General features: G+C 60.4%; 15 protein-coding genes. 8 read left to right on the top strand and 7 right to left on the bottom strand.

Annotation, left to right across the window (positions count from 1 at the left end; all coding sequences use genetic code 11):
- Positions 1-152: 152 nt before the first annotated feature.
- Both IE083_RS05685 and icd read left to right on the top strand, forming a co-directional pair.
- A complete protein-coding gene (locus IE083_RS05685) occupies positions 153-2,390 on the top strand; it encodes an NADP-dependent isocitrate dehydrogenase (protein ID WP_189352653.1) in 2,238 nt (745 codons plus the stop codon).
- Between the two features lie 300 nt (positions 2,391-2,690).
- Positions 2,691-3,935 carry an NADP-dependent isocitrate dehydrogenase gene (gene icd / locus IE083_RS05680; protein WP_189352667.1) on the top strand — a complete coding sequence of 415 codons (1,245 nt, stop codon included), beginning with the start codon at positions 2,691-2,693 and terminating at the stop codon, positions 3,933-3,935.
- Positions 3,936-4,058: 123 nt separating this feature from the next.
- Here icd and IE083_RS05675 read toward each other — a convergent pair whose 3' ends face one another.
- Complete coding sequence (locus IE083_RS05675; RefSeq protein ID WP_047966725.1) at positions 4,059-4,262, bottom strand: cold-shock protein; 204 nt, start codon at positions 4,260-4,262, stop codon at positions 4,059-4,061.
- Between the two features lie 229 nt (positions 4,263-4,491).
- Here IE083_RS05675 and clpS point away from each other — a divergent pair, with 229 nt between their 5' ends.
- Entirely contained in the window at positions 4,492-4,800 is a 309-nt protein-coding gene (clpS, locus tag IE083_RS05670; RefSeq protein WP_047966726.1) for an ATP-dependent Clp protease adapter ClpS, read from the top strand.
- A complete protein-coding gene (gene clpA / locus IE083_RS05665) occupies positions 4,800-7,076 on the top strand; it encodes an ATP-dependent Clp protease ATP-binding subunit ClpA (RefSeq protein WP_189352652.1) in 2,277 nt (758 codons plus the stop codon). Before clpS ends, clpA begins: the two co-directional genes overlap by 1 nt.
- Before the next feature lie 178 nt (positions 7,077-7,254).
- Here the strand turns inward: clpA and xerD are convergent, their stop codons facing one another.
- The 6 genes from xerD to IE083_RS05635 all read right to left on the bottom strand — a co-directional run bounded on the left by xerD (position 7,255) and on the right by IE083_RS05635 (position 12,947).
- On the bottom strand, positions 7,255-8,160 hold the full coding sequence (xerD, locus tag IE083_RS05660; RefSeq protein ID WP_189352651.1) for a site-specific tyrosine recombinase XerD: 906 nt from the start codon (positions 8,158-8,160) through the stop codon (positions 7,255-7,257).
- An 82-nt stretch (positions 8,161-8,242) separates the two neighbouring features.
- A complete protein-coding gene (gene rplS, locus IE083_RS05655) occupies positions 8,243-8,605 on the bottom strand; it encodes a 50S ribosomal protein L19 (RefSeq protein ID WP_047966729.1) in 363 nt (120 codons plus the stop codon).
- 4 nt (positions 8,606-8,609) lie between these two features.
- A complete protein-coding gene (gene trmD / locus IE083_RS05650) occupies positions 8,610-9,377 on the bottom strand; it encodes a tRNA (guanosine(37)-N1)-methyltransferase TrmD (protein WP_120810434.1) in 768 nt (255 codons plus the stop codon).
- Entirely contained in the window at positions 9,377-9,922 is a 546-nt protein-coding gene (gene rimM, locus IE083_RS05645) for a ribosome maturation factor RimM (RefSeq protein ID WP_229799620.1), read from the bottom strand. Before rimM ends, trmD begins: the two co-directional genes overlap by 1 nt.
- Positions 9,919-10,167 carry a 30S ribosomal protein S16 gene (gene rpsP, locus IE083_RS05640; RefSeq protein ID WP_047966732.1) on the bottom strand — a complete coding sequence of 83 codons (249 nt, stop codon included), beginning with the start codon at positions 10,165-10,167 and terminating at the stop codon, positions 9,919-9,921. Before rpsP ends, rimM begins: the two co-directional genes overlap by 4 nt.
- A 77-nt stretch (positions 10,168-10,244) precedes the next feature.
- The gene (locus IE083_RS05635; RefSeq protein ID WP_189352650.1) at positions 10,245-12,947 is read right to left on the bottom strand and encodes a bifunctional acetate--CoA ligase family protein/GNAT family N-acetyltransferase; all 2,703 of its coding nucleotides are present in this window, start codon (positions 12,945-12,947) and stop codon (positions 10,245-10,247) included.
- Positions 12,948-13,187: 240 nt separating this feature from the next.
- Between IE083_RS05635 and nadA the strand changes: the two genes are divergently transcribed.
- The 4 genes from nadA to IE083_RS05615 all read left to right on the top strand — a co-directional run bounded on the left by nadA (position 13,188) and on the right by IE083_RS05615 (position 16,766).
- Positions 13,188-14,105, top strand: coding sequence for a quinolinate synthase NadA (gene nadA / locus IE083_RS05630; RefSeq protein WP_189352665.1), 918 nt, complete (start codon positions 13,188-13,190; stop codon positions 14,103-14,105).
- Positions 14,106-14,245: 140 nt separating this feature from the next.
- Positions 14,246-14,986: a 5'/3'-nucleotidase SurE gene (surE, locus tag IE083_RS05625; RefSeq protein ID WP_189352649.1), complete on the top strand. Its 741-nt coding sequence runs from the start codon at positions 14,246-14,248 to the stop codon at positions 14,984-14,986.
- Positions 14,971-15,642: a protein-L-isoaspartate(D-aspartate) O-methyltransferase gene (locus IE083_RS05620; RefSeq protein WP_189352648.1), complete on the top strand. Its 672-nt coding sequence runs from the start codon at positions 14,971-14,973 to the stop codon at positions 15,640-15,642. The genes surE and IE083_RS05620 overlap by 16 nt, the downstream gene beginning before the upstream one ends.
- Positions 15,639-16,766, top strand: a complete 1,128-nt coding sequence (locus IE083_RS05615) for a peptidoglycan DD-metalloendopeptidase family protein (RefSeq protein ID WP_229799618.1) — start codon at positions 15,639-15,641, stop codon at positions 16,764-16,766. The genes IE083_RS05620 and IE083_RS05615 overlap by 4 nt, the downstream gene beginning before the upstream one ends.
- Positions 16,767-16,806: the final 40 nt, after the last annotated feature.

Raw genomic sequence — 16,806 nt, 5'->3', positions numbered from 1 at the left:
TTCCGGGTACCGCTGGCGCCTGACGAACCAAGAGCCCGCCTTTCACAGCCTTTCCCCGCGTCGACACGGGTTGTCGGCCAGCACTGCAAGCCCCCGTGCCATCGCCCCGTGCCATCGTTTAGTCGTCTCAAAATAATCATGGAGATAGAGTAATGCCTTCGGAAAAACCGACCATCATCTACACCCTCACCGACGAAGCGCCCGCGCTGGCAACCAACGCATTCCTGCCCATCATCCAGACCTTTACCGGCGCCGCCGGCATCCAGATTGACACCGCCGACATCTCGGTTGCGGCACGCGTGCTGGCCGAATTCCCCGATTACCTGACCGACGCCCAGAAGGTGCCGGACACCCTGGCCGAGCTGGGTCGCCTGACGCAAGACCCGGACGCCAACATCATCAAGCTGCCGAACATCAGCGCCTCCGTCGGCCAGCTGCAAGCCTGCATCAAGGAACTGCAAGCCAAGGGCTACGCAGTGCCGGACTATCCGGAAAACCCGGCCAGCGACGAAGAAAAAACCATCAAGGCGCGCTACAGCAAGTGCCTGGGCTCGGCCGTCAACCCAGTGCTGCGTGAAGGCAACTCCGACCGTCGCGCACCGAAAGCAGTAAAAGAATACGCGCGCAAGCACCCGCACAGCATGGCCGAATGGAGCCAGGCATCGCGCACCCACGTGTCGCACATGCACCACGGCGACTTCTACCACGGCGAAAAATCCATCACCCTGGACCGCGCCCGTGACGTGAAGATGGAGCTGGTGACCAAGAGCGGCCAGACCATCGTGCTGAAGCCGAAGGTCGCGCTGCTGGACGGCGAGATCATCGACAGCATGTTCATGAGCAAGAAGGCGCTGTGCGAGTTCTACGAGAAGGAAATCGAAGACGCGCACAAGACCGGCGTGATGTTCTCGCTGCACGTGAAGGCCACCATGATGAAGGTGTCGCACCCTATCGTGTTCGGTCACTGCGTGAAGATCTTCTACAAGGACGCCTTCGCCAAGCACGGCGCGCTGTTCGACGAGCTGGGCGTGAACGTGAACAACGGCATGGCCAACCTGTACGACAAGATTGCCACCCTGCCGCAATCCAAGCAGGACGAGATCAAGCGCGACCTGCACGCCTGCCACGAGCATCGTCCGGAACTGGCGATGGTGGACTCCGCCAAGGGCATCACCAACTTCCATTCGCCGAACGACATCATCGTCGACGCCTCGATGCCGGCGATGATCCGCAACGGCGGCAAGATGTGGGGCGCCGACGGCCGCCTGAAGGACGTGAAGGCCGTGATGCCGGAATCGACCTTCGCCCGCATCTACCAGGAGATGATCAACTTCTGCAAATGGCACGGCAACTTCGATCCGAAGACCATGGGCACCGTGCCGAACGTCGGCCTGATGGCGCAAAAAGCCGAAGAGTACGGCTCGCACGACAAGACCTTTGAAATCTCCGAAGACGGCATCGCCAACATCGTCGATCTGGCGACCGGCGAAGTGCTGCTGAGCCAGAACGTGGAGCAAGGCGACATCTGGCGCATGTGCCAGGTAAAGGACGCCCCGATCCGCGACTGGGTGAAGCTGGCGGTGACCCGCGCCCGCAACTCCGGCATGCCGGCGATCTTCTGGCTGGATCCGTACCGTCCGCACGAGAACGAGCTGATCAAGAAGGTGAAGCTGTACCTGAAGGATCACGACACCACCGGCCTGCACATCGAGTGCATGTCGCAAGTACGTGCGATGCGTTACACACTGGAACGCGTGATCCGCGGCCTGGACACCATCTCGGTGACCGGCAACATCCTGCGTGACTACCTGACCGACCTGTTCCCGATCATGGAGCTGGGCACCAGCGCCAAGATGCTGTCCATCGTGCCGCTGATGGCCGGTGGCGGCATGTACGAAACCGGTGCCGGCGGTTCCGCACCCAAGCACGTGCAGCAGCTGCTGGAAGAAAACCACCTGCGCTGGGATTCGCTGGGTGAATTCCTGGCGCTGGCGGTATCGCTGGAAGACCTGGGCCTGAAGACCGGCAACGACAAAGCCAAGATCCTGGCCAAGACGCTGGACGCCGCCACCGGCAAGCTGCTGGACAACAGCAAGGGTCCGTCGCCGAAGACCGGCGAGCTGGACAACCGCGGCAGCCAGTTCTATCTGGCCATGTACTGGGCACAGGAGTTGGCCGCACAAACCGAAGATGCCGCCCTGGCAGCCCGGTTCTCTCCACTGGCCAGAACCCTGGCCGAGAGCGAGCAGCAAATCATCAGTGAACTGAAAGCCGTTCAGGGCAAGCCGGCGGATATCGGCGGCTACTATCTGGCCGACACCGCAAAGTGCCAGGCGGTAATGCGCCCAAGCGCCACCTTCAACACCGCACTGGCAACAGCGCGCGGCTAAGCCAGCACAGACAGCAGGGCAGCCACCGCCCTGCCTGCTCCCGACAACGCCAGGGCCCTCCTGGCGTTTTTTCATGCCACTGGTGGATGCTCACCGACAAGCATGTTCCACCAAGCATATGCTCGGCTACAATACATTGACGTGTAGCCACATCAGATACAGATACCGCTGCGGCCAACCTTGGGCTAACAATAACAAGCAGCAGCCCTCTATCACGCAGGAGGCGAAAGCTCAGGGGCGGCAACGCGGATTGCCACGACACAGGTCAACACAGATAGAGTCCACAAAGGAGAGATAATGATGAGCGTATCCCATATCCAGGTACCAGCCGACGGACAGAAAATCATTCCGGGCCAGCCTATTCCAGACAAGCCAATCATCCCGTTCATCGAAGGCGACGGTATCGGCATCGACATCACCCCGGTGATGATCAAAGTCATTGATGCCGCCGTGGCCAAGGCCTACGGCGGCCAGAAGCAGATCCACTGGATGGAAGTCTACGCCGGAGAGAAATCCACCCGCCTGTACGGCCCGGACGAATGGCTGCCGAAGGAAACCTTCGATGCGCTGAAGGAGTACGCGGTGTCGATCAAGGGGCCGATGACCACGCCGGTCGGCGGCGGCATCCGCTCGCTGAACGTGGCGCTGCGCCAGGAACTGGACCTGTACCAGTGCGTGCGCCCGGTGCAGTACTTCAACGGCGTGCCCTCGCCGCTGAAACACCCGGAACTGGTCAACATGGTGATCTTCCGCGAGAACACCGAGGACATCTATGCCGGTATCGAATGGGCGGCCGAATCCGAGGGCGCCAAGAAGATCATCGAATTCCTGCAGCAGGACATGGGCGTCAGGAAGATCCGCTTCCCGGACAGCTCCGGCATCGGCATCAAGCCGATCTCCATCGAGGGCACCACCCGCCTGGTACGCGCCGCGCTGAAGTACGTGATCGCCAACGACCGCCAGTCGCTGACCATCGTGCACAAGGGCAACATCATGAAATTCACCGAGGGCCTGTTCCGTGACGTCGCCTACAAGGTGGCGCAGGAAGAGTTCGGCGCCCAGGCGATCGATGGCGGCCCGTGGTGCCAGTTCAAGAACCCGCACACCGGTCGCGACATCATCGTCAAGGATGCCATCGCCGACGCCTTCCTGCAGCAGATCCTGCTGCGCCCGGCCGAGTACGACACCATCGTCACCACCAACCTCAACGGCGACTACATCTCCGACGCGCTGGCGGCACAGGTCGGCGGCATCGGCATCGCACCGGGCGCCAACATCTCCGACCACTACGCCTGCTTCGAGGCCACCCACGGCACCGCGCCGAAGTACGCCGGCCTCGACAAGGTGAACCCGGGCTCGCTGATCCTGTCCGCCGAGATGATGCTGCGCCACCTGGGCTGGAAGGAAGCCGCCGACCTGGTGATTTGTGCCATGGAGGCGGCCATCGGCGACAAGGTGGTTACCTATGACTTCGCCCGGCTGATGGACGGTGCCACCGAGGTGTCGTGCTCCGAATTCGGCGATGCCATGATTGTGCGCATGTAAATATCGCGCCCCGGGCCACGAGATCTGTGGCCAAGTACCTGTTGCCAACCTGCAATTGGCTCATGCCATGCAAAAACCCCCGCCAGCACAGCTGGCGGGGGTTTTGCGTCAGACGCGGCTAAATCAGGCAGCCTGAATGTTCGACGCCTGGTTGCCTTTAGGGCCCTGGACGATGTCGAAAGATACACGCTGACCTTCGGTCAGGGTTTTGAAACCTTGCATATTGATCGCGGAGAAGTGCGCGAACAGGTCGTCACCACCGCCATCAGGAGTGATGAAACCGAAACCTTTAGCGTCGTTAAACCATTTAACAATACCAGTTGCCATCTGTAACTATCCTTACATGCATAATGAAAACAGGCTGCAGCAGCCTGACAATTCGAGCCTACAAGCATGCAAAGGACAACCTTATGCAAACTGGTAAGCCAACTTACAGTTCGTTTTTACGCCAGCCGTACCAAGACGTCAAGCGACAAGCACAATACCATGCGTTACTCTTGAAAAAAAAGCACCGCGAACCAAACTTCAAGCAAGCATGAATTAGTAGAAAGCCCACATGTCTACGCAGTATCAGGATGACACGACGCTCAAGGCGTCCCGCAGCAAGACGGCCCCGCCCCCCCTGTACAAGGTCTTGCTGCTGAACGACGACTTTACCCCGATGGATTTTGTGGTCGCCGTGTTACAGCAGTTTTTTTACATGGACGAGACCAAGGCAACACGCGTCATGTTGCAGGTACATACAGAAGGCAAAGGCGTTTGCGGTGTTTATACTAAAGATGTCGCCGCGACCAAAGTTGAACAAGTTTCGCAGCACGCACGGGCGCACCAGCAACCGCTGCAGTGTGTCATGGAGGAAAACTGATGATTGCCCAAGAACTGGAAGTAAGCCTGCACATGGCATTTATGGAGGCACGGCGCAAGCGGCATGAACTCATCAGCGTTGAGCATCTGCTGCTGGCGATGACAGACAATCCGTCTGCTGCCGAAGTGTTGCGCGCATGCGGCGCCAATATCGAACAGCTGAAGAAACAGCTGGGCGATTTCATCGACGAACACACCCCGATCGTCCCGGGTGACAACGAAGTGGAAACCCAGCCCACGCTAGGCTTCCAGCGCGTGATCCAGCGTGCCATCCTGCACGTGCAGTCCTCCGGCAAGAAAGAGGTCACCGGCGCCAACATTCTGGTGGCGATTTTCGGCGAAAAGGATTCCCATGCCGTGTACTACCTGCACCAGCAGGGAACCTCACGCCTGGATGTGGTCAATTTCATCTCGCACGGCATCACCAAGCAAAGCCCGAAAGCCAGCGGTGCCGGCAGCAGCGAGCACAGCGAAAACAATGATGCCGACCAGGAAGAAGCCGCGGCCAACCCTGGCCGGGCGCTGGAAAGCTATACCCAGAACCTGAACCAGCTGGCCCGCGACGGCAAGATCGATCCGCTGATCGGCCGTGCCAGCGAAGTCGAGCGCGTGATCCAGATCCTGTGCCGCCGCCGCAAGAACAACCCGCTGCTGGTCGGTGAGGCCGGGGTCGGCAAGACCGCCATCGCCGAAGGCCTGGCGCGGCGTATCGTCGGTGGCGACGTACCGGAAGTGCTGGCCACCGCAACCGTCTACTCGCTGGACATGGGCGCCCTGCTCGCCGGCACCAAGTACCGCGGTGACTTCGAGCAACGCCTGAAGCAGGTGATCAAGCAACTGTCGGAAGACAAGGGCGCGATCCTGTTCATTGACGAGATCCACACCCTGATCGGCGCCGGCTCCGCCTCCGGCGGCACGCTGGACGCGTCCAACCTGCTGAAGCCGGCGCTGTCCAATGGTAGCCTGCGCTGCATCGGTGCCACCACCTATACCGAGTTCCGCGGCATCTTCGAGAAGGACAGCGCGCTGTCGCGCCGCTTCCAGAAGATCGACGTGGTGGAACCGACTGTGGAACAAACCGTGGAGATCCTCAAGGGGCTGAAGAGCCGCTTTGAAGAACACCACGGCGTGAAGTACACCGTGTCGGCGCTGACCACCGCTGCCGAGCTGTCCGCTCGTTACATCAACGACCGCCACCTGCCGGACAAGGCGATCGATGTGATCGACGAAGCCGGCGCCGCGCAGAAGATCCTGCCGAAGTCGCGCCAGAAAAAGGTGATCAACAAGTCCGAGATCGAGGAAATCATCGCCAAGATCGCGCGCATTCCGCCGAAGACCATCTCCAGCGATGACCGCAACGTGCTGAAGAACCTCGACCGCGACCTGAAGAACGTGGTGTTCGGCCAGGAGAAGGCGATCGATGCGCTGACTAGCGCCATCAAGATGGCACGCTCCGGCCTAGGCAATCCACAGAAGCCGATCGGCTCCTTCCTGTTCTCCGGCCCGACCGGCGTCGGCAAGACCGAAGTGGCGAAGCAGCTGGCCTACTTCCTCGGCGTCGAGCTGATCCGCTTCGACATGTCGGAATACATGGAACGCCATGCGGTATCGCGGCTGATCGGTGCGCCACCGGGCTATGTCGGCTTCGAACAGGGTGGGCTGCTGACCGAGGCCATCAACAAGCAACCGTACGCGGTGCTGCTACTGGACGAAATCGAGAAAGCGCATCCGGACATCTTCAACGTGCTGCTGCAGGTGATGGACCACGGCAAGCTGACCGACAACAACGGGCGCAAGGCCGACTTCCGCAACGTGGTGATCATCATGACCACCAACGCCGGTGCCGAAGCGCTGGCCAAGCCGAGCATGGGCTTCACCAACAGCAAGCAGGCCGGGGATGAAATGGCGGACATCAAGCGTCTGTTCAGCCCGGAATTCCGCAACCGGCTGGATGCCACCATCCCGTTCCGCATGCTGGACGAGCAGATCATCCTGCAGGTGGTGGACAAGTTCCTGATGCAGCTGGAGCAGCAGCTGAACGAGAAGAAAGTGGAGGTCCACTTCTCCGACGAGCTGCGTGCCTACCTGGCGAAGAAGGGCTTCGATCCGCTGATGGGGGCACGCCCGATGGCACGCCTGATTCAGGACATGATCCGCAAGGCGCTGGCCGACGAGCTGCTGTTCGGCCGCCTGGCCAATGGCGGCGAGGTGACGGTGGACATCGACGACGCGGAGAAGGTCCAGCTCAGCTTCGAGGAAACCGCCGACGTTGCCTGAATCCGACTGTCAAAGCACAACCCCGCGTCACGACGCGGGGTTTTTTCTTGCCTGCGGCCAACCTTAGAGCCGCTAACAAAACCTCGCAGAGCACCTGAGCCAAGGCGCGCCGACGCAGACAGTACAAGTCGTACGGCAAGGAGGCGTAACGCAGGATCAGGGGTTTTGTTAGTGGCGCTTAGCCGCGCGGGTGATGCGCCAGGTGCAGGGCCTTCAGACGCTCGCGCGCAACATGGGTGTAGATCTGGGTGGTGGACAGGCTGGCATGACCTAGCAGCAACTGCACCACGCGCAGGTCGGCGCCGTGGTTGACCAGGTGGGTAGCGAACGCGTGACGCAGGGTATGCGGACTCAATGGCGGCAACTGCGCCTGCCGCGCGTAGCGCGTAATCAACACCCAGGCCATCTGTCGTGTCAGCGCCTGCTTGCGGCGGCTGACAAACACCGCATCGCAACGATGCGCGCCCAGGATCAGCGTGCGCGCCTCCGCCAGATAGCGCCGCAACCAGTCCTCGGCCACCTCGCCCAGCGGCACCAGCCGTTCCTTGTTGCCCTTGCCGACCACGCGCAGATAGCCGTCGTTGAGATACAGCTGCCCCAGCGTCAGGCCGACCAGCTCGCTGATGCGCAGCCCGGTGGCGTACAGTACCTCCATCAGCGCCCGGTCGCGCAGCCCGAGCGGCGCCTCGCAATCCGGCGCCTGCAATAAAGCCTCCACATGCTGCTCCGACAGCGAGGTCGGCAGGCGCAAGCCGAGACGCGGCGCCTGCAGCCTGGCCGCCGGGTCGTCATCGCGCAGCTGCTGCTGGCACAGATACTGGTAATAGCGCCGCACCGCCGACAAGCGCCGCACACGGGTAGCCGGCTTGTCGACCTCGATCAGCGCCAGCATCACCTGTTCCAGCGCTGGGGTATCGGCCTCCTCCAGTGTCGTACCTTGCGCCAGCAGCAACTCGTGCACCCGCCCAAGATCGCGACGGTAAGCAGCCAACGTGTTCAGTGACAGGTTATCCAGCAGCCAGAGGTGATCGAGAAAGCCGTCCAGTGCCGGCGCGGAGGATGCGGACTGTGTTTGCTGTGCCATGATTTCTTATTGCGTACCGACATGAAAAAAGCGCCAGCAACAGGCGCTGGCGCTTTCTTGAGGCAAAGCCTTCGCAAGTAGATTACTTGCGGTTTGGCAGCTTTTCCTTGATACGTGCGGACTTGCCGGTACGACCACGCAGGTAGTACAGCTTGGCACGACGTACGTCACCGCGACGCTTCACTTCGATGGAAGCCATCAGCGGGGAGTACAGCTGGAAGGTACGCTCAACGCCTTCACCGGCGGACAGTTTGCGCACGATGAAAGAGCTGTTCAGACCACGGTTGCTGCGAGCGATCACAACACCTTCGTAAGCCTGCAGACGCTCACGGGTACCCTCCTTAACCTTGACTTGCACGACAACGGTGTCGCCAGGTGCAAATTCAGGGAAAGTCTTGCCCAGACGAGCGATTTCTTCCTGTTCCAGTTGCTGGATCAGATTCATGTTGCTACTCCTTGTTTTTCAGGGAATCTTGTTCCTGCTGAAACTCCGTCAGCAGCCGAGATTCCTGTTTTGTCAAAATGCGGTCTTTCAGCAAGTCCGGCCGGCGCAACCAGGTGCGTCCGAGAGACTGCTTCAGCCGCCATTTGGCGATCAGGGCATGGTTACCGGAGAGCAGAATCTCTGGCACCCGGACACCCCGGTATTCTTCCGGACGCGTGTAGTGCGGGCAATCCAGCAGGCCATCCACGAAAGAGTCTTCGTAGGCGGACTGCATGTCATTGAGCACCCCCGGCAACAGCCGTACCACCGCGTCCATCACGATCATCGCCGGCAATTCACCACCGGACAGCACGTAGTCACCGACCGAAATCTCTTCATCGACCTCCTGGTCGATCAAGCGCTCGTCGATGCCTTCATAACGCCCGCACAACAGGATCAGGCCCGGCATTGCGGCCAGACTTGCCACCCGTTGGTGCGTCAGCGGTTGCCCCTGCGGCGACAGGTACACGACATGACTGCGTTCGACACCTTGCTGCTGCTGCCTGGCTTTCGCGGCCGCAATGGCCTGCTCCAGCGGATTGGCCATCATCACCATTCCGGGGCCACCGCCGTAAGGGCGATCGTCGATTGTCTTGTAACTGTCGGTAGTGAAATCACGCGGATTCCACGCCGAGAACTGCCAGATCGACTGTTCCAGCGCCCGACGGGTGACCCCGTAGCGGGTGATGGCATCAAACATTTCGGGGAACAGTGATACCGCATCAAGCTGCATCAGTAGTCCAGTCCCCACTCGACCTTGATCTGCTTGTTCTGCGTGTCGACATCGCCGACATAGGCAGCCACAAACGGGATCAGGATCTGGCCGTGTTCACCGCTGATCACCAGCACGTCATTGGCGCCGGTTTCCATCAGGTCCACAACCTTGCCCAGACAGAGGCCTTCCGCGTTGATGACATCCATACCGATCAGGTCCGACCAGTAATATTCACCATCTTCGGCAGGCGGCAATTCCACCTTGGATACTGCAACTTTCAGGCCACGCATCGCCTCAGCCTGTTCACGCCCGGTGACTTCTTCCAGCTGCGCCACCAAGTTCTTTGGCTGCACTGCCCCGTCCTTGAACGTAAAAGGCTTCCAGTCGTTTTCCTTGCCGATCCACCAGACCGGGTAGTCAAACAGGCTGTCAGCGAACTGGGTATCCGCGTGTACCTTGATCCAGCCACGAACACCAAACGCGCCGCGGACAAAACCCATTATTGCCAGATCATCATCACGCATGCGCTCAGGCTCCGTTATTGGCAGATCAACGGAGATCAAGCGGCTTTTGGCTGCTCTTTCAGCAGTTTTGCAACGGAATCAGATACTTGTGCGCCAGTACCGATCCAGTAGTTCAGACGGTCCATGGACAGGCGAACGCGCTCTTCCTTCTCGTTGGCGACCGGGTTGTAGAAACCAACGCGCTCGATGAAGCGGCCATCGCGACGGCTGCGGGAATCAGTTACTACCACGCTGTAGAACGGGCGGTTTTTAGAGCCACCACGTGCAAGACGAATCACTACCATTGTCGATTGTCCTTAAAATTACGGAATCGTAGAAAAGCTTCCGATTTTATGGCACTTTTCCCTTATACCGCAAGCGCTTATTGCAGGGACTTCACCGCCGCCTCGCCCTGCAGGTCTTTGGTCACGATGGTCAGCGCCCGGTCTTCCGGATGTGTGGTCACCACAAACCCCAGCCGCGCCATCAGTTTCAGCATGCCCTTGTTGCCGGCCAGTACCTCGCCGACCATGGTTTTCAGCCCCTGCTCGCGCGCCGCGTCGAACAGTGCCTGCATCAGGGTCACGCCTATGCCCTTGCCCTGCCACGAGTCGGCCACCTCCAGCGCAAACTCGCAGCTCTCGTTGTCGGGGTCGGTAATGTAGCGCGCCACCGCCAGCTGCTCTTCGCCGTCATCGGTCTGCCGCACCATCGCCAGCGCCATCTCGCGGTCGTAATCGAGCTGGGTGAAGCGCACCAACATGCTCTGCGACAGCTGCTTGATGCTGGACATGTAGCGGTTGTAGCGGCTTTCCTCGGACAGGTTGCGCACGAACTCCTGCTGCATCTGCGCATCTTCCGGGCGCACCGGCCGGATCATCACCGTGGTGCCGTCCTTCAGCATCGCGCAGTGCACGATGTGCACCGGGTACGGCATGATCGCCATATGGCCGTAGGGTTTGCCCTGCGGTTGCGGCTGCACGATGATGCGCGCGTCCAGCGCCACCACGCCGGACTCGTCCGCCATCAGCGGATTGATGTCCATCTCGCGCACTTCCGGCAGCTCGCACACCAGCTCCGACACGTGCAGCACGATATTCTTCAGTGCCTCGATGTCGATGCCGGGCATGTTCTTGAACGGGCCGAGTATCTTGCCGATGCGGGTCTTGTCGATCATGCGCTCCACCAGATAGTGGTTGACCGGCGGCAGGCTCAAGGCGCGGTCCTGCATCACTTCGACCGCGATGCCGCCGGCGCCGAAGGTGATCACCGGCCCGAACGAGGCATCGTGGGTCACGCCCACCATCAGCTCGCGGGCAAAGCGACGCTTGCGCATCGGCTGCACCGAGATGCCGACGATCTTCGCCTCCGGCCGCGCCTGTAGCGTGCGGCCGATGATGCCGCGATAGGCGTCGCGCAGCGTGGCTTCGTTGCTGATATTGAGTTCGACACCACCGACATCCGACTTGTAGATGATGTCCGGCGAGTCGATCTTCAGCACCACCGGGTAACCGATCTCGGCGGCGTAGCGTACCGCCTCGTCCTCGCTTGCGGCCAACCTTGTCGGGTTGACCGGGATATTGAAGGCGGCCAGCACCGCCTTCGATTCGCGCTCCGACAGGATGCTGCGCCCTTCCGCCTGCGCCGCAGCGATCACCGCGCGGGCGCTGAGCACGTCCGGCACCAGCCGCTCGCCTTCCAGTGGCCCCGGTGTCTGCAGCAGCAACTGCTGGTTCTGGTGGTAGGAGGCCAGGTTGCGGAATACCTCGATGGCGAACTCCGGGGCGCGGAAATGCGCGCACTTCGACTTGGAAAACAGTTCGCGGCTTTCCGACACTTTGGCATCGCCCAGCCACGACAGGAACAGCGGCTTGTTGCTCTCGCGCTGCAAGCCGACCATCAGCTGCGCGGTGGTCAGATGGTCGGTGCCGGCCTGCGGCGTGAAGATCACCAGCACGCCGTCGACATTGGGATCGTCGAGACAGACCTTGACCGCGGTACGGAAGCGCACCGGGCTGGCGTCGCCGATGATGTCGACCGGATTGCTGCCGGACCAGTTGCGCGGCAAGGATTCGTTGAGCAGGTCGAGACTGGCGGCAGACAGCTTGGCCAGCTCCACACCGTACATATAGGCACTGTCGGCGGCCAGCACGCCGGGGCCGATGCCGTTGGTGACGATCGCCAGCCGTTTGCCGGTGACGCGATAGTTGGCCGCAAGCACCTTGGCGGCGGTAAACAGCTGCGCGATGGTCGCCACCCGCAGCACACCGGCGCGCGACAGCGCGGCATCGAACACATCGCCGCTTTCGACCAGGTTCGAGGAGTGGGTGACGCCGATCACATCGTCCTCGTAGCGCCCCGACTTCACCACCACCACCGGTTTGGTCCGCGCGGCGGCGCGTAGCGCACTCATGAAGCGGCGTGAATCGTGCACGTGGTGTACATGCAACAGGATGCCTTGGGTGAAGTTGTCGGCGATCAGGTAATCGAGGATTTCACCGAACTCCACGTCCAGCGCCTCGCCGACTGACACCACGCTGGAAAAGCCGATACCCTTGCTGTCGGCCCAGTCCAGCATTGCGGTACACAAGGCCGAGGATTGCGATACCAACGCCAGATTGCCCGCCTTCACCCGGCTGTTGTAATTGCTGGCATTGAAGCCGGCCACCGGCCGCATCAGGCCCAGCACGTTGGGGCCGAGAATGCGGATGCCGTAGTGGCGCGCCAGCGAGCGCGCCTCGTCCATCGCCGCGCGCTCCACGTCCTCCGAATCGGAAAAGTCCTTGGCCAGCAGGATCGCCTTGACCCCCTTCTTGCCGCAATCCTTGACGATGGCCGGCAAACCGCGCAACGCCGTGGTCACCACCGCCAGATCGATCGGCCCTTCGATCAGCCGCACCGACGGGGTGGCGGCAATGCCGCCGACGATGCGGTGATTGAGGTTGACCGGATACAGCTTGCCCTGGAAGTTGCCGGCCAGCAGGTTGGCAAACACCGCCTGCCCCACCGAGCCGGGCGTATCGCTGGCGCCGATCACGGCAACATTGCGGGGAGAGAATAACGGAGTCAGGTAATGCGGTTTCATTATTTTGCCATCCTGGTGGACAGAGGTTTTCAGGCCTGAGCGACACTACCGGCCGCTACTTGCCATTGCAGATGTGTAAAGATACAGACACCACTTGCCTACGGCATACAACGCATCTCGACAGTAGCGCCGCACGATCATTATTGCTAATCTTCCTTGTTTGGCGCTGCATTTTTGTTGCGCCGCATCAAGAATCAACGCCAACAGCCAGGGCTCACGCCCGTGCCGGGGATTGCTACCATGTCCAAACGCGTCGTTACACTTGCGCACTACTACACCCAGCCCGAAATCCAGCAAATGGCCGACAAGGTGGGAGACAGCCTCGAGCTGTCCTTGTTCGCGCGCGAATCCAAAGCCGACATCATCGTCTTCGCCGGTGTGCGCTTCATGGCCGAGACGGCAAAAATCCTGAACCCGCAGGCAGAGGTCATCCTGCCGGACGCCGGCTCCACCTGCTCGCTAGTGACCCAGACTGATGTCGGGGCGCTGCGCCAATGGCGCGAGAGCCACCCTGACCACGTACACGTGTCCTATATCAATTCCTCGGCCGCGCACAAGGCGCTGTCGGACTGGATTGTTACCAGCCGCAATGTCGACGACATCATTGCCCACCTGTATGAGCAGGGCAAAAAAGTCATCTTCTCGCCGGATCGCAACATGGGCGGCTACCTCAACTATCAGTATGGTTATGATATGCCACTATGGTCTGCGGTATGCGAGGTGCACGACAAGTTCAACGAGGCCGCACTCAACGAGGCTCTGGACGCAGTCAACAGCAAGGCCTATCTGATTGCCCATCCGGAAAGCCCGCTGCCCGTGCTCAAACGCGCACAATACGTCGGTTCCACCTCCGGTATGCTGAACTGGATCAAGGCCTATGACGGCACAACCAGCGACGTGATCTTTGTCGCCACCGAAGACGGCATCCTCTACAACATGCGTCTGGCGCGCCCGGATCTGGATATCCGCCAAGCACCGATCTATGCCGGCTGCCAGTGCAACTCCTGTCCGTACATGAAGATGAATACCATCGAGGCAGTCAAGCGCGCCCAGTTGGGTGAAGGCACCCATATTGATTATTTGAGCCAGGCAGAAATGGATGCAGCCAGACTGCCGATCAAACGCATGCTCGACTTCAGCCAGCGTTATTACGCCTGAGCCGCCAGCAGGCACTGCACCATAGGCCGGCCGCATGCCGGCCTTTTTCATCCGGTACGATCCCAACATCAGCCCGACAGAGAAATTTTGCACCACCAGCATACGCGGATACAATCGTGAGGTCTGGACGGAAGGTTGCCATGAAATTTCTTGTTAGCAATGATGATGGTTATTTCTCGCCGGGAATCGCGGCCCTGGCCAGCACCTTGGCCAAATACGGCGAGGTGGTGGTAGTGGCGCCGGAACGCGACCGCAGCGGCGCCAGCAACTCGCTGACGCTGGACCGGCCGCTGAGCGTGAAGCGGGCGGCATCCGGCTACTACTACGTCAACGGCACCCCCACCGACTGCGTACACGTTGCCGTTACCGGCTTTCTGGATTTCAAGCCGGACATGGTGTTCTCCGGCATCAACCACGGTCCGAACATGGGGGACGACACGCTGTACTCGGGCACCGTTGCCGCCGCTACCGAAGCCTTTTTGCTCGGCATTCCGGCGGTCGCCGTTTCGCTTGCCGGCAAGCACCATCATTTCGCCAGCGCCTGCCATGCCGTCGACCTGCTGATGGCCAACATCCTCAAGACACCGTTTACCCACCCGGTATTGCTGAACGTCAATGTCCCCGACGTACCGGTGGCACAGCTGCAAGAGGTCGAGGTCACCCGCCTCGGCCGTCGCCACCATGCCGAGCCGGTGATTGCCGGCAAGAATCCGCGCGGCGACACCGTGTACTGGGTCGGCCCGGTAGGCCCGGAGCAGGACGCCGGCCCCGGTACCGACTTCCACGCCATTCGCCATAACCGGATTTCGGTCACGCCGCTGATGATAGACCTGACCGCCAGCGAACAAATGGGATTCATCCGCACATGGCTCAACCAGTAAGCGTTGCCCAGAGCAGCTACGGCATGATTTCCGAGCGCACGCGCCTGCGCATGATTGAGCGTCTGCGCCAGCAGGGCATTCGCGACGAACGGGTACTGGCTGCGATGTACGAAGTACCGCGCCACCTGTTCATCGACCAGGCACTGGCCACCCGCGCCTACGATGACGTGTCACTACCGATCGGACAGGGACAGACCATCTCCCAGCCGCTGACGGTGGCACGCATGACAGAAAAGCTGCTGGAAGGGCGCAGCAGTCCCGGCAAAATACTGGAGATCGGCACCGGCTGCGGCTACCAGACTGCCGTACTGCTGAGAACCGGGGCTCAGGTTTACTCCATTGAGCGCCTGTCCACCATTCTCGATAAAGCACGGCTGAACCTTCGCAATGCCAAACTGGTCCATGCCAGACTGGTTCATGGCGACGGCAATCAGGGCTTGCCCGATGTCGCACCATTTGACGGCATCATCATGACCGCAGCCGCCCGCCAGGTGCCGTCGGCACTGCTGTCGCAACTGGCAACCGGTGGCCGGTTGATCCTGCCGATCGGCGATCAGGAACAATTCCTGTGGCTCTATGAAAAAACCGCCACTGCAATACAGGAAACCCGGCTGGAGGCCGTCCGCTTTGTACCGCTGCTGCCAGGTAAACAATGATGCAGGGCACAAACGCAACAGCACGTACCAGCCTGATTGTCAGACAATTTACAGCCGGCACAAAACTGGCATATAACACCCTCAAGCCAATGCACAAGCATGTATTTAAACTGATCCAACCGCTTCCTTGCATCCTGCCGCTGCTGTTGGCTGCGTGCGCCACCAGCAGCCCGACACTGGCACCGATTGTGACCGGCCAAGCCAGCGTTCTCAGCAGCAAGGCCACCGGCAGCAAGGCCGCTAACAGCAACCCGCCAGCGGGTAGCACGCAGAGCAGCCCGATCCGGCTGGGCTCACTGCCAAAAGCGAATGCACCGACCGCCGGCAGCACGCACCAGGTACAGGCCGGCGAAACGCTGTACCGCATTGCGGTTAATAATGGCCTACGCTATCAGGATCTGGCTGAGTGGAATAATCTGGATGGCTACAACATCAAGGTTGGCCAGATACTACGTCTGACGCCTCCCGGCACCGCCAGCCCGATGACGGCAGCCAAGCCACCAGCCGAAGTGGCAACGGTAGGCAATACCACCAAGAATGGTAACGAAGCACTGAAACAATACCCGAAGGCATTGAAATTACCGCATTCGGAGAATGCAAATAAGCAGCTGCCACAATTGGCGGAAGGCAATGCCGGTAGCAAGGCTGCCACATCACAGGAAAAGCAGCCGCCCACCGAAGCCCCTGCCAGCAGCACTACACCAGCCACGACAAGCGGCACCGCCGACAGCAAGCGTCCCGCCGCCGCATCCGGCACCGCGGGCCAGTGGCAATGGCCGACACAAGGCAAGGTAATCCGGGGCTTCTCGGAGCAAAACAAGGGCATCAATATCGGCGGCAAACCGGGACAGCCGGTAATGGCAGCAAATGACGGCAAGGTGGTTTACAGTGGCAGTGGCCTGCGTGGTTATGGCAAGCTGATCATCATCCGCCACGACAAGACTTATTTGTCAGCCTACGCACATAACAGTGCGCTGGTAGTCAAAGAAGGACAAGCTGTCAAGAAAGGCCAGAAAATTGCCGAAATGGGTGATACCGACGCGGATCAGGTAAAACTCCATTTTGAGATTCGGGAAATGGGCAAACCGGTGGATCCGAGCAAGTTTCTGGCAGCCAAGCCCTAGCAGGGATCCCCCCTGCACCAGGGTAACTGCAAGCGGGGGA

This window comes from Vogesella fluminis, from assembly GCF_014652335.1.
GTDB classification, from domain to species: domain Bacteria; phylum Pseudomonadota; class Gammaproteobacteria; order Burkholderiales; family Chromobacteriaceae; genus Vogesella; species Vogesella fluminis.
Note: the sequence above shows the minus strand (reverse complement) of the source record. Positions and strands in the feature narration are given on the sequence as shown.

Coding starts and splice junctions, on each gene's coding strand:
- clpA (WP_189352652.1), top strand. CDS start 4,800: ATGATTGCCCAAGAACTGGAAGTAAGCCTGCACATGGCATTTATGGAG.
- rpsP (WP_047966732.1), bottom strand. CDS start 10,167: ATGGTAGTGATTCGTCTTGCACGTGGTGGCTCTAAAAACCGCCCGTTC.
- trmD (WP_120810434.1), bottom strand. CDS start 9,377: ATGCAGCTTGATGCGGTATCACTGTTCCCCGAAATGTTTGATGCCATC.
- IE083_RS05635 (WP_189352650.1), bottom strand. CDS start 12,947: ATGAAACCGCATTACCTGACTCCGTTATTCTCTCCCCGCAATGTTGCC.
- xerD (WP_189352651.1), bottom strand. CDS start 8,160: ATGGCACAGCAAACACAGTCCGCATCCTCCGCGCCGGCACTGGACGGC.
- IE083_RS05675 (WP_047966725.1), bottom strand. CDS start 4,262: ATGGCAACTGGTATTGTTAAATGGTTTAACGACGCTAAAGGTTTCGGT.
- IE083_RS05615 (WP_229799618.1), top strand. CDS start 15,639: ATGATGCAGGGCACAAACGCAACAGCACGTACCAGCCTGATTGTCAGA.
- icd (WP_189352667.1), top strand. CDS start 2,691: ATGAGCGTATCCCATATCCAGGTACCAGCCGACGGACAGAAAATCATT.
- IE083_RS05685 (WP_189352653.1), top strand. CDS start 153: ATGCCTTCGGAAAAACCGACCATCATCTACACCCTCACCGACGAAGCG.
- rplS (WP_047966729.1), bottom strand. CDS start 8,605: ATGAATCTGATCCAGCAACTGGAACAGGAAGAAATCGCTCGTCTGGGC.
- IE083_RS05620 (WP_189352648.1), top strand. CDS start 14,971: ATGGCTCAACCAGTAAGCGTTGCCCAGAGCAGCTACGGCATGATTTCC.
- nadA (WP_189352665.1), top strand. CDS start 13,188: ATGTCCAAACGCGTCGTTACACTTGCGCACTACTACACCCAGCCCGAA.
- clpS (WP_047966726.1), top strand. CDS start 4,492: ATGTCTACGCAGTATCAGGATGACACGACGCTCAAGGCGTCCCGCAGC.
- surE (WP_189352649.1), top strand. CDS start 14,246: ATGAAATTTCTTGTTAGCAATGATGATGGTTATTTCTCGCCGGGAATC.